The organism is Amycolatopsis sp. NPDC059021 (assembly GCF_042739895.1).
Taxonomy (GTDB): domain Bacteria; phylum Actinomycetota; class Actinomycetes; order Mycobacteriales; family Pseudonocardiaceae; genus Amycolatopsis.
In genome coordinates, this window is record NZ_JBHYIQ010000082.1 from 34,021 (window position 1) to 47,168 (window position 13,148).

General features: G+C 71.6%; 7 protein-coding genes. 3 read left to right on the forward strand and 4 right to left on the reverse strand.

The genetic code is table 11. From position 1 onward, the window contains the following. The first annotated feature begins 90 nt into the window (after window positions 1–90). From ACFWX1_RS35570 to ACFWX1_RS35580, 3 genes are all read left to right on the forward strand, one after another. Window positions 91–1,377: an aldehyde dehydrogenase family protein gene (locus tag ACFWX1_RS35570; protein ID WP_378394182.1), complete on the forward strand. Its 1,287-nt coding sequence runs from the start codon at window positions 91–93 to the stop codon at window positions 1,375–1,377. 174 nt (window positions 1,378–1,551) lie between these two features. Further along, window positions 1,552–4,701 carry a BTAD domain-containing putative transcriptional regulator gene (locus ACFWX1_RS35575; protein ID WP_378394183.1) on the forward strand — a complete coding sequence of 1,050 codons (3,150 nt, stop codon included), beginning with the start codon at window positions 1,552–1,554 and terminating at the stop codon, window positions 4,699–4,701. A gap of 54 nt (window positions 4,702–4,755) precedes the next feature. Further along, the gene (locus ACFWX1_RS35580; protein WP_378394184.1) at window positions 4,756–8,451 is read left to right on the forward strand and encodes a BTAD domain-containing putative transcriptional regulator; all 3,696 of its coding nucleotides are present in this window, start codon (window positions 4,756–4,758) and stop codon (window positions 8,449–8,451) included. Here ACFWX1_RS35580 and ACFWX1_RS35585 read toward each other — a convergent pair. From ACFWX1_RS35585 to ACFWX1_RS35600, 4 genes are read right to left on the reverse strand one after another with little or no spacing between them, the layout of a single operon-like run. Further along, window positions 8,406–9,824 (reverse strand): GH1 family beta-glucosidase, encoded by a 1,419-nt coding sequence (locus tag ACFWX1_RS35585; RefSeq protein WP_378394185.1) that lies wholly within the window; start codon window positions 9,822–9,824, stop codon window positions 8,406–8,408. The genes ACFWX1_RS35580 and ACFWX1_RS35585 overlap by 46 nt on opposite strands. Further along, window positions 9,817–10,653, reverse strand: coding sequence for a carbohydrate ABC transporter permease (locus ACFWX1_RS35590; protein WP_378394186.1), 837 nt, complete (start codon window positions 10,651–10,653; stop codon window positions 9,817–9,819). The genes ACFWX1_RS35585 and ACFWX1_RS35590 overlap by 8 nt, the downstream gene beginning before the upstream one ends. Before the next feature lie 5 nt (window positions 10,654–10,658). Beyond that, complete coding sequence (locus ACFWX1_RS35595; RefSeq protein ID WP_378394187.1) at window positions 10,659–11,624, reverse strand: carbohydrate ABC transporter permease; 966 nt, start codon at window positions 11,622–11,624, stop codon at window positions 10,659–10,661. A gap of 10 nt (window positions 11,625–11,634) precedes the next feature. After that, the gene (locus ACFWX1_RS35600; RefSeq protein WP_378394188.1) at window positions 11,635–12,900 is read right to left on the reverse strand and encodes an ABC transporter substrate-binding protein; all 1,266 of its coding nucleotides are present in this window, start codon (window positions 12,898–12,900) and stop codon (window positions 11,635–11,637) included. Window positions 12,901–13,148: the final 248 nt, after the last annotated feature.

The window sequence follows — 13,148 nt, forward strand, 5'->3', positions numbered from 1 at the left end:
CGCACCCGGGGCGTCCCTCGGTTCGGGCGCCGCGCCGGGCAGCGGGCGAGCGGAGGCTACGGTGGGGAACTGGAACCGGGAGGGCAGCGCATGAGTGACGGCACGGGGTCCCCGCTCGGGCTCGCCGCCGAGCTGACGATCACGGTCGACGGCGCGGCGGGTGACCACGACGGGGAGTTCGGCGTCATCGATCCGGCCACGGGCCGGGTGTTCGCCATGGCGCCCGAGACGACGGCCGAAGCGCTCGACACCGCCGTCACCGCGGCCGATCGGGTGTTCCGCACGGAATGGCGCACCGGCGAGGAGTCCCGGCGCGCGGTGCTCGGGGCGATCGCGGACACGCTCATGGCGTCGGCGGGCGAGCTGGCCGGCGTCCTCTCCTCGGAGCAGGGGAAATCGCGTGCCGACGCGCTCGACGAGGTCGCCGTCGCGGCGCGATACGCGCGCTACTACGCGGAAAACCCGGCCGAGCGCGAAGCCGCGGGGCCGGTCGCGGTCATCACGCCGTGGAGCTTCCCGCTGAGCATCGCGTTCGCGAGCATCGCCCCCGCGCTGCGGTCCGGGAGCACCGTGGTGTGGAAGCCTTCGCCGCACACCCCGCTTTCCGCGCTGCTGGCAGGGGAACTGCTGCGTTCCGTTCTCCCGCCGGGCGTCCTCAACGTCGTTTCCGGCAGTGACCCGCTCGGCGCGCGGCTCGTCGCGCATCCGCTCGTGCGCGAGATCGGCTTCACCGGCTCCACCGCGATCGGCAGCAAGGTCGCCGCGCTGGCGGCCGGGAAGCGGCTCACCCTCGACCTCAGCGGCAACGACCCGGTGCTCCTGCTCGACGACGCGGACCCGGGGCGGGCCGCGGAACGGGTGTTCGCGGCGGCGTTCCGCAACCTCGGACAGGTATGCGTGGGGCCCAAGCGGGTGTACGTCCCGGCTTCGCTCCGGCAGCCGTTCGTCGAGGCACTCACCGAACTCGCCCGAGCCGCCGGTTCCGGCGGACTCGCGCCGATCGGTACCCGGGCGCAGTTCGACCGCGTCGCCGACCTCGTCGCGGACGCCCGCGCGCACCAGGCGGTCGTCACGGCCTGTGCGGGGAAGCCGGACAGTCTCGGCTATTTCCACGGGCGGACGATCCTCGCCGACGTCACCGACGGCGTCCGCGTCGTGGACGAGGACCAGTTCGGGCCCGTGCTGCCGGTGATCACCTACCACGACATCGACGACGCGGTCCAGCGCGCGAACGTCTCTTCGTACCGGCCGGGCGCGTCCGTGTTCGCCACGGATCCCGACCGGGCGCTCGCCGTGGCCGGCAGGCTCGAGGCCGGGACGATCTGGCTCGGTACGCACGGAACGCATCCGCCGGAGGATCCCGCGCCGGTGCGGTGAGACGTTCTCGGAAAACGTCTTATCCGGTGGTTCCTGTCCTGCGGGACAAAACCGGAATGCCATGCCGCGCCAGGGCATTGCACCAAAGGTGCCGGTAGTCTGCCCCGGTGAACCATCGCGCGGTACCGGCGGGGTTCGCCACGGCACCGTTATTCGGTACGACGGAGACAGGGAATGGCTGACGCGGGAACCGGGTTGCGAGTGCAGGTCCTCGGCCCGGTCCGCGCCTGGCGTGCCGGCACCGAGCTCGACCTCGGCTCGGCGCACCGGCGCGCGGTGTTCGCCGTGCTCGCCTTTTCCGCCGGCGACACGGTTTCCCGGCACGAACTCGTCGACGCGCTCTGGGGGGACGAGCCGCCGGACAGCGCCAGCGGCAGCATCTACACCTACGTCTCGGGCCTCCGCCGGGCCCTCGACCCCGGTCAGGCGCCTCGGTCCGGCGGCGGAACGCTCGCCTCGACGGGGTCGGGCTACTCGCTGCGGATCGACCGGGACGGCGTCGACGTGCACCGGTTCGACGCGTTGCGGGCGGACGCGGTCCGGCACCGCAACGCGGGTGAACCCCTGGCCGCGGTGGCCGATCTCGACGCGGCTCTGGCGCTGTATTCGGGCGACGTGCTGTCCGGGGTTCCCGGGCCGTTCGCGCGGGCGCACCGGGCGAGGCTCGCCGAGCTGCGGCTGACCGTCGTGGAGAGCAGGGCGGAGATCCTGCTCGAACTCGGGCGGCACGAAGAGCTCGTCGACGAACTGAACGCGCTTTGCCGCGAATATCCGCTTCGGGAGAAACCGCCCGCCCTGCTGATGCGGGCACTGGCCGACGGCGGCCGGACCGCCGAGGCACTCGACGTGTTCGAGACCACCAGCACGAACCTCGGCGAGGCGTCCGGGCTCGAGCCGGGGCCGGAGCTGCGCAGGCTGCACGAGCAGCTGCTCGGCGGGCACGCGGTTCCCGAGCACACGGCGTTCCCGGTGTGGCGCCCCGAACGGCCGGACTTCCTCGTCGGCCGGGAACAGGAACTGGACCTGCTGCGGACCGCGGTCGCCGAGGTGCTCGGCGGGCGCGGGGACACGGTGTGGATCGAGGGCGAGCCGGGAATCGGGAAGTCGGCGTTGCTCGCCGAGGCGCTGGGCGGTGCGCTGCCCGGCGCACCGCGGCTGCGCTGGGCGGCCGCCCACGAACTGGACAGCCACATCCCGCTGCGGCTGATCAACGACTGTCTCAGCGAGGACGCCGGGCCGGGCGGGCTCGACGCCGGGCAGGTGCCCGAGGTCGTGGCGCGGCTGTGCGGCGAAGGCCCGCTCATCCTCGTCGGCGACGACTTCCAGTGGGCCGACGAGGAGACCGTGCGGGTCTGGGAAAAGCTCGCCGAACTCACCGCGCGGCTGCCGTTGCTGCTGATCGCCGCGGGCAGGCCGGTTCCGCGCTCCGAGACGCGCGAAGGGCTGCGGCGGCGGACGGCCAGTGGCCGGACGCTGCGCCTCGGCCCGCTTTCCGGACCAGACGGGTACCGCCTCGCGGGGCGGCTCGCCGGCGCCCCGGTGCCGGCCCGGCGGCGGAAGCTGGTCGACTCCGCGGGCGGAAACCCTTGCTACATCACGGAGATCGTCGCCGACTTCGCCGAGCCGGGAGCTCATCCGGGGCGACGGCTCATCGGGTGGGTCAGCGACTACCTGACGTTCCTGTCCGCGCCTGCCCGCTCGGTCCTGCAACGGGCGGCGGTGCTCGGGGCGGGGTTCACCGTGGGGGAACTCGCCGCGACCACCGGGCTGCCCACCGATCTGCTGGCCGAGCGGATCGACGAGGCGCGGGAGGCGGGCGTGCTGGACGCGGCGGGCGACGCGCTGTGGTTCCGGCATCCGCTGGTGCGGACCGCGTTGTACGAGAAGACGCCGGGGGCGATGCGGGTCGCGCTCCACCAGCAGATCGCGGAGACGCTCATCGCCTCGGGCGCGTCCGCGGTGCGGGTCGCCGAACAGCTCGCCGCGGCGGCGCCCGCGATGATCCCGTGGGGCGAGGCCTGGCTGACGGACTACATCGGCGCGGTCGCGGAGGAGCGGCCCGAACTCGCCATCGAACTGTTGCGGCCATTGCTCGGTCTCGGTTCGCTGCCACCCGACGCGCAGGAGACGCTCACGGCGATGCTCGCGCGGCTGGTGCTCTGGCTGGGCCGGGATCCCGGCCCGGAGGCCGGCGCGGTGCTGGCCAGGACGGCCGACCCCGAGCTGGCCGCCGAGATGCGCTGGATCATCGGGTACGTCGCCTATCGACGGCATCAGGTCGACGAGGCGTTGCGGCAGGTGACCGACGCGCTCAGCGACGACCGGGTCCAGGGGCGATGGCTCATCCGGCACGAGCGGCTCCTCGCGCGGCTGTCCGACGAGCCGCATCCGCGGACTCCGCCGCGGGCCGTCGGCTGGGCGCATTCGTATTCGGGCTCCGTGGCGCCGGGTATCACCGGGTTCCGGCTCCTCGACGACGAGTCCGTCACCGAATTCGGCGCCCCCGAGTTCATCGACGTGGCCGCCACCTGGCGGATGGCTCCGTATCGGGCCATGCCCGCCGAGGTCCACCGGGTGAACGCGGGGCAGCTCTACTGGGCGGGCGACTGGACCAAGGCGGCGGGCGAGGCGGAGGCACTCTTCGCCGAAGACACGGCGAGGCCGTCGTACGTACTGCATTACAGCGCGGGGGTGGTGTACGCCTTCGTCGCGATCCTCGCGGGGCACCGGGAAGACTGGGAAGTCGCGGAGGAGTATGAGCGTCTCGCGTCGGGCGTGTACGTCGCGGACGACGACAGTTTCCTGCAGGCGCTGCTCATGGCGAGGTCGATGCTGGCCGAGCAGTTCGGGCAGATCCGGGAGGCCATCGACGTGCTTTCGCCGGTCGCGGGCCGGTTGTTCCCGTGGTCGCGGTGGCTGCCGCGGCTGGCGGGGCTTGCCGTCCGGTGCGGCGACCGCGCGCGGCTCGACCGGGTGCGGCTGCTCGTCGGTTCCCGTCGCGGCGAACGGCTCTCCCCTGAACAGGAGATGTTGCGCGAGTACTGCTTCGGGCTCGTCGACGAGCTCCCCGACAAGGTGCGGAACGCCGCTGCCCGGTGTGACGCGATCGCCGGGATGGACCTGCTGGCCGCCCACGCCACCGCGGACGCCGCTTGGCTGCTGGCCAGGCACGGCCGAGCCGACGATGCGGCCGACGCGTACGAGGAGGCCGTCGAGCGCTACCGCGTCATCGGCGCGGAGTGGGACATCCGGCGGCTCGGCGAGGCGATACGCTCATCGAGCGGCTACCCGGACGCTCCCGCCACGGATGGTCGCGCAGGGTAGTGCCAGGACGAACCAGGCAGCGCGGAACCAGACCACGTGCGACAGGGACGGACAATGCCGACCAGCGGTGACGGACTGCGTGTCGGGGTGCTCGGGCCGGTGAGCGCCTCGCGCGGGGAGACCGCGCTGACGCTCGGCCCCGCCCGCCAGCGCGCCGTGTTCGCCGTCCTCGCGCTGCGGCCGGGCAGGCTGGTGACCCGTGCCGAACTGGTGTCGGCGGTCTGGGGCGAACAGCCGCCCGCGAGCGTCAACGGCAGCGTGCACACCTACGTTTCCGGGCTGCGGCGCGCGCTCGAACCCGATCGCGACCGGTGGGCGGCGAGCGACCTGCTGACCAGCGGGCCGAGCGGTTACACGCTGCGTATCGAGCCCGAGAGCGTCGACGCGCTGGAGTTCGAGCGGCTGATCGGCCGCGCGCGGGCCGGAGCGGGCGTGCAGGACGCGGTCGCGGTGCTCGACGAGGCGCTCGCCCTGTGGCACGGTGATCCGCTCTCCGGCGTGCCCGGCCCGTATGCGGAGCAGGAACGGAACAGGCTGGGCGAACTCCGGCTGGTCGCCTACGAGCTGCGCGCCGAAGCGTTGCTGGAGCGCGGTGACAGCGCCGGTCTCGGCGCGGAACTCGGTGCGCTCGTCCACGAGTACCCCCTGCGCGAGCGGCTCCGGGAACTGCAGATGCTCGCGCTCCACCACAACGGCCAGCACGCCGAGGCGCTGGAGGTGTTCCGCGAGGCCCGCGCCCGGCTGATTGAGGAACTCGGCGCCGAGCCCGGTCCCGATCTCCAGCGGCTGCACGCCCGGATCCTGGCCCAGGATCCCGAACTCACCGGTGCCAGGGCGGCAGCAGGCGCCCCGGCGGCGGGACCCGAACGGCTGCTCGTGCTCCCCGCACGCGTCGCCCCCCGGTCCGACGCCGGCGCGGAGGCCGTTTTCGTCGGCAGGGAAGAGGAATTGGCCCTGCTGCGCGGGCTGGTCGACGACGTCTGCGACGGCAGGGGCGGCGCGGCGTGGATCGAGGGGCAGTTCGGGATCGGCAAGTCGGAGCTGCTGGTGCGGGCGTTCGCCGACGTCCCCGCCAGGGGAAGCCAGATCGGCTGGGTGCAGGCGGACGAGCTGTCCGGGCGGATCCCGCTGCAGGTCATGCTGAGCTGTCTCGGCGTCGACGCCCCGTCGCCCGCGCTGTTCCAGGAGCGGCGGGGCGCGTGGGGCGAGCCCGATCCGGCGTCCGCCACGGTCGGGCGGCTGCTGGCGTTGATCGACGAGCTGTGCGCGCGGGGCCCGCTGGTGCTGGTGGTCGACGACATGCAGTGGGCCGACGAGGCGAGTGTCCTGTTGTGGCACCGGTTGACCGCCGCGACCCGGCAGCTGCCGCTGCTGCTCATCGCGGCGGCGCGCCCGGTGCCCCGGACCCCGCAGCTCGTGCGGCTGCGCCAGGCGGTCGAGGCCAGGGGCGGGATCGTCCTCGACCTGCTCCCGCTCACCGGCGAGCAGAGCATCGAACTGGAGAAACGCCTGCTGGGCGCGGAACCGGGCCCCCAGTTGCGGGATCTGGTGGAGCGGACCACCGGGAATCCGCTCTACATCACCGAACTCACCGGCACACTGGTGCGCGAGGACGTGCTGCACACGGTGGCCGGGGTGGCGGATCTGGCCGACAGCGGCAGTTACACGGCGCCACGCGGCCTCGTCGACACGATCCGCCGGAACCTGGACGTGCTGTCCGCCGAGACAAGGGAAATGCTGCGCTGGGCCGCGGTGCTGGGGGCGGAGTTCACCGTCACCGACATCGCCGCGGTGGTGGGCAAGCGGCCGTCGGAGCTGGTCGCGGCGTTCGAGGAGTCGGTGGCCGCCAACGTCATCGTCGACTCCGATACGCATCTCGCGTTCCGGCATCCCTTGCTGCGCCAGGCTTTCTACGACGGGATCGCCGCGGGGGCGCGCGCCGCGCTGCACCGCCAGGCCGCGGAGGCACTGTCCACAGTGGGCGCTTCGGTGACGCGGGTGGCCGAGCAGGTCGTCGCCGCGCCCGTCCCGGACCCGTGGGTCCTGCAGTGGCTGGTGGACCACGGCGCGGACGTCGCCACCCGCGCGCCGGAACTGGCCGCCGAACTGCTCTCCCGCGCGCTGGAAGGCTGCTCGTTGCGGGATCCGAGGCGCGAGATCCTGGCGGCGACGCTGGTCCGGGTGTTGTTCCGGCTGGACCGGCATCCCGAGAACGAGGCGAGGGCCGCGCTGGCCATCACCACCGATCCCCACCGTGCCGCGGAAATGCACCACCTGCTCGCCGTGCTGCGGTACCGCGGTGGCGACATGGCGGACGCGACCCGGATCGTCGCGTCGGTGCTCGACGACCCGGACGTCCCCGAACTCTGGCGCCGCCGTCATCGCCATCTGCTGGCGAACTTCCGGCGCGGCGGTCTCGACGATCTCGACGCCGCCGAGGAAGCGGGGCACAAGGCGCTGGCCGCCGCGGGCGGCGACCGGTATCTCACCGCGCACGCCCGGCAGACGCTGTGGCTGGTCGCGTCCGTCCGGCGTGATCACCGCGCGGCGCTGGCCCATATCGACCGGGCGATCGGCGTGATCGAGGACGCGGAGGACTTCGCCGAACTCGAACTGGACCTGCTGGACAACCGGCTGTTCACGCTCCAGAACATGGATCTGCTGGCCGAGGCCGACGACACCCTGCGCACCGCGCGGCGGATCGCGATCAGCCACGCGCTGGGCAACGAGCTGCAGGTCGCGGCCGCGGTGCACAGTTACTGGATGGGCCGGTGGAACGAGGCGCTCGCCGAGCTGGACTCGGTGACCGAGGACGACCCGGCGATCACGTTCTTCGGGCTGCGCGAGTCACCGGCGGCGGCGTTGCTGCTGCACGGTGTCGCGGCCTACATCGCGGGCAGGCGCGGCGACCGCATCCAGGCGTCGGGCCATCTCAACGCCGTCGAGGAGTACGCCCCGGCGACCAGCGCCGAACGGGAGAACATCGACTTCCTGCTGATCGCCCAGGCGGTGATGGCCGAGCAGCGCGGGGACACCGCACGGGCGCTGAAAGCGCTGGAACCACTGCTGAATCCGCAGTTCTCCCCGATGATGCTGCGGCATCAGTGGCTGCCCCTCGTGGTGCGGCTCGCGCTCGAGGTCGGCGCGAGCGCCCAGGTGCGGCGGGCGATGTGGATCTGCGAGGAGGAGGCGTCGAAGGAACGTCCCGGCGCGCGGGCCGCGGCCGCGGCGCAGTGGTGCCGCGGTCTCATCGACGACGACCCGGAGCCGGTGCTGGCCGCGGTCGGCCACTACCGCCGGGTCGGCAGGGTCGTCGAACTCGCCACCGCGCTGGAGGACGCGTCGGTGTTGCTGGCCCGGCGTGGCGAGCGGGAGGAAGCACGGGAGGCGTTCGCCGAGAGCGCGGACCGCTACGCGGACCTGTCCGCGGCCTGGGACCTCGAACGCGCCACCAAACGCCTCGCCGTCTTCGGCATCCACCGCGACCTGACGGCGCCGCGGCCACGGTCCCGCCGTGGCTGGGAATCCCTTTCCCCGGTGGAAATCGACATCGCGCGGCTCGTCGCCGCCGGGCACTCCAACCCGGCCATCGCCATGCGGCTCGGCCTGCCGCGCCGCACGGTGCAGGCCCACGTCGCCCGCCTCCTCGGCAAACTCGGCACCGCTTCGCGGGACCGGGTCGCCGAGGAGATCGGGCAGCTCGGTCAGACCCCGGCGGGGACGGCGTTGCGCGCGATCACGTCGCGGTAGAACAGCGCGCTGTCCTTGAGCCTGCGCCGCTGCGTCTCGAAGTCGACGTGCACGATGCCGAACCGCTTCGAGTACCCCATCGACCATTCGAAGTTGTCCAGCAGCGACCACACCAGGTAGCCACGTACGTCGGCGCCGCCGTCGATCGCGGCGTGCACCGCGCGGAGGTGCTCGGCGAGGTAGGTGACCCGGTCCGGATCGTGGATCCGGTCGTCCGGGTCGACCGAGTCCTCGAACGCGGCGCCGTTCTCCGCGACGATCAGCGGCAGGCCGCCGGTGTGCCAGTTCAGCCAGCGCAGCAGTTCGGTCAGCGAGCCCGGCGTCTGTTCCCAGCCGAACGCGGTGAGCCGCCCGCGCGGCGGCAGCACGTCCATCCCGCGCAGCCCCGGCAACGGGCAGTTGCTCGGCGCGTGCGGGTCGTCCAGTGGCGCGACCCGCGTCGGGGCGTAGTAGTTCACCCCGAGCCAGTCGATCGGCGCGGAGATCGTCGCGAGATCGCCGTCCTGGATGGCCGATTCGAGGCCGCCGACGTGCGCGACGTCGGCGAGGACGTCGTCGGGATATCCCTTGCCCAGCACCGGGTCGAGGAAGAACCGGTTGTGGATCCCGTCGAACTTCCGTGCTGCCTCGGCGTGTTCCGGCCCGTGCCCGTCCGCGAGCGCGGGCGAGAAGTTGAGCGCCAGGGAGAATTCCTGGCCGGGCGCGGACTGGGCGCGCAGCTCCCGCATCGCCTTGCCGTGCGCGAGCAGCAGGTGGTGCGCGGCGGTGAGCGCCGCGGCGGGGTCGGTGTGCCCCGGCGCGTGGATACCGCTGCCGTAGCCGAGGAACGCGGCGCAGAACGGCTCGTTGATCGTGGTCCACTGGTTCACGCGGTCGCCGAGCGCCTGGTGCACCGTGGCCGCGTACGCCGCGAAGTGGTCGGCGGTCTCGCGGGACCGCCAGCCGCCTTCGTCCTCCAGCGCCTGCGGCAGATCCCAGTGGTACAGCGTGAGCACGGGCTCGATGTCCCGGCCGCGCAGCTCGTCCACCAGACGGCGGTAGTGGTCGAGCCCCTGCTGGGACACGGTCTTCCCGTCCGGCATGACCCGGGACCACGACACCGAGAACCGGTACGCGGGCAGCCCGAGGTCCGCCATGATGGTGACGTCCTCCGGGTACCGGTGGAAGTGATCGCAGGCGACCTCCCCGGTGGCCCCGTCCTGGATCTTCCCGGGAAGGCCGGTGAACACGTCCCAGATCGACGGGCCGCGCCCGCCCTCGGTGACCCCGCCCTCGACCTGGTAGGACGCCGTGGAGGCACCCCACAGGAAGCGTTGCGGGAAGTTCAGCACACCGGTCGCCTGCCCCCAGATTTCAGGCTTCCCGTCAAGCATGCAATCTTCCTCCGATCATGCCGTCTACCACCCGCCGCGAAAGCAGCAAGAACAGTGTTATCACTGGAACCGCGCCCAGGGTCGCCCCGGTGAGCATGAGCGAGTAATTAGTGAAACGACCGCTGGCCAATTGGGAAAGAACAACCTGCACAGTAGGCGACTCGTTCGGGTTGAGCACGATCAGCGGCCAGAAGAAGTCGTTCCACGCCGTCATGAACGACAGCATCCCGAGCACCGCGGCCTGCGGGCGCAGCGAGGGCACCACGACGTGCCAGTAGACCCCCAGCAGCGAGCAGCCGTCGGCGCGCGCCGCGTCGACGAGCTCGGCCGGCACCGCCTCCTCGCAGGACTGCCGCATCCAGAACACACTGAAGGCGCTGACCAGCCCCGGCACGATGACCGCCTGCAGCCTGCCCGTCCAGCCGAGCTCGCCGACCAGGATGTACAGCGGGATCACGCCGAGCTGGGCCGGCACCATCATCGAGCCGATCACCACGAGGAACAGCGAATTGCGGCCGGGGAACCGCAGGCGCGCGAAGGCGAACCCGGCGAGGCTGGCCAGCACCACATTGGACACGGCGACGGTGCCCGCCACGATCAGGGAATTCCGGATGGCGCCCCAGAAGTCGACCGTGTCGAACACCGCGCTCAGGTTGTCCAGCAGATGGCCGCCGGGCAGCAGCGCCGGGGTGCGATCGCCCACCACCGAGTTGTCGCTTGTGGACATCACGAACGACCAGTACAGCGGGAAGACCGACGCGATCGTCACCAGGGTGAGCGCGAAGTAGGCGGGCAGGGTGCGCCAGTGCCGGGCGGTGGTGGAGTCCATGCGCCTCACGCTGCCCTCACGAACTTCCGCACCAGCTGGACGTTGACCAGCGCGAAGATCACGCACAGCACGAACACGACCCAGGAGATCGCGGCCGAGTAGCCGGCGTCCAGATTGCCGATGCCCTTTTCGTACAGGTACATCACGATGGTCTGGAACTGGCGGTCGTCCCCGCCGGTCCCGGCCGTCCCGGAGGCGTCGAACAGCTGCGGTTCGGTGAACAGCTGGAGGCCGCCGACGGTCGAGGTGAGCACGGTGAACAGGATGGTCGGCCGGATGCCGGGCACGGTGACCGACCAGAACGTCCGCCAGCGGCCCGCGCCGTCCAGCGCCGCCGCCTCGTAGAGCTCCTTCGGCACCGCCTGCATCGCCGCGAGGTAGATCAGCGCGTTGTAGCCCGCCCACCGCCAGATCACCATCACCGCGATCGCCAGATGCGAGGACCAGACCGAGGCCTGCCAGGAGACCGGGTCGATCCCGGCGAGGCCGAGCAGCCAGTTCACGATGCCGTAGTCGCGGCCGAACAGCTGGCCGAACACCAGCGCGACGGCGACGACCGAGACGACATTGGGCAGCAGGATCCCGGTCCGCCAGAACCGCCCGCCGCGCAGCGGGCGGTTGAGCAGCGCGGCGATGCCGAGCGCCAGCAGCACCTGCGGGACGGACGCGGTGAAGAAGATCCCGACCGTGTTCCCCAGCGCGTTGTAGAAGTTCGGATCGGACAGCAGCGTCAGGTAGTTGCCGAGCCCGGTGAAGCCCTTCTCGCCGTTCACCAGATGCCAGTCGTGCAGCGAGATCCACGCCAGGAACACCAGCGGCAGAATGCCGAAAACGGCGAGGATCAGCAGGAACGGGGCCACGAACAGCAGCGGCGCACCCCGGCGCAGCCGCACGCCCCGAGGTGTTCGGGGCCGTGCGGCAGGCGGCGCCGGGGTGCGCTGCTCGAGGTTTTCGGAAACCGGGGCCCGCATCGCGGCCAGGCTACTTGAGCACGCCGCGCGCGCCCTGCACCGCTTGGGCCCAGGCCTCGTCGGCGCCCTGCTTGCGGCTTTCCACCCTGCCGAGCGCCCTGCCGAACTCCGGGGCCACGTCACGGTCGCGCAGGCCGCGGTAGTTGGGCCGGAGGTCGTCGGCGGAGCTGGCGAAGATCCGGCCGGTCGGGGCGTTGCTGAAGTACCCGTCGGTCTTGTTCAGCACTTCGGGATCGTGGTAGACGGACGGCTCGCTCGGCAGGATGCCCGCCGAGAGGAACAGCTGCTTCTGCTGCGCGGGGGCGGTGAGCCAGGCGGCGAGTTCGTACGCCTCCTTGGGGTGACTGCCCTGCTTCGGCAGGGTGAGGAACGACCCGCCGTTGTTGCCGCTGCCGCCGGGCACCGTGGTCACGTCCCATTTGCCCTTGTTCTGCTCGCCGCCCGCCTCGCTGATCTGCTTGAGCTGCCACGCGGGGCAGGCGATCGTGGCGAACGAGCCCTGCTTGATCGCGACGTTCCACTCCTGGGTGTACGGCGTCACCCCGGCGGTCTGCCCCTTGGCCCCGATGGCGCCCGCGACGTCGAAGGCGTGCTTCAGATTCGGGTTCTTGTCGGCGATGAACGAGTCGTCCGCGCGGGCGAAGTAGTTCTCCGGGGCCTGGTTGATCATCGCGGTGTAGATGGTGCCCGCCGAGTCGGCGAACTTGGCGCCGGTGTTCGCCGCGGTGAACTTGTCCGCGGCTTCGGCGTACTTCTCCCACGTCGGCCAGAGTTTCGCGACCTGTTCGCGAGCGGTCGGCAGTCCCGCCTTGGCGAGCAGATCGGGCCGGTAGCACATCGCGAGGCCGCCCATGTCGGTGCCGAGGCCGAGGACGAACCCGTTCTTGGCCACGCCCTGGTCCCATTTCCACGGGGCCCACTGGGAACTGAGCTGCTGCGCCCCGAAGCTCGCGAGGTCGACGAACTTGTCCGGGGACTGCCGGATGACCGGGATGTACTGCTCGTCGACCGCCTCGATGTCGGCCGCGCCGCGCCCGCTCGCCAGCGCGGTGACGAGCTGCTTGTTGTGCGCGTCGAAATCCGCGACCCGCCCCTGGACACGGATGTTCGGGTGATCCTTCTCGTACTGCTTGAACAGCGGTTCGTAGCCGAACTCGCCGAACGTGGCCACCGTGAGCGTGACCTTGTCCTCGGACGGCGAGCTACAGGAACTCGCGAGCACGGCCGTCGCGGCCGCGAGGGCGAGCACCGGGAAGAACGCGCGTGTGCGGGTCATCGGGATCCTTACCTCGGACGGGTTCAGCCGGATTATGGTGGATTACCGCGAACAGCCCTCGTCCGCCATTCATCCTGCCCGAACGTCTTCGCGATCGTGCCCGAACGCTCATCGCGGCTCTCGGCGGTGGTGGCCTCGTGTCCTGAATGGGACGTTCAACGTCCTGAAGGGGCCCTTGGGGACATCGGCGCGGCTCGGCGCGCGGTGGGCATGTCGCGAACGCTCCGTTGGGGACGTTCAGCGTCCCC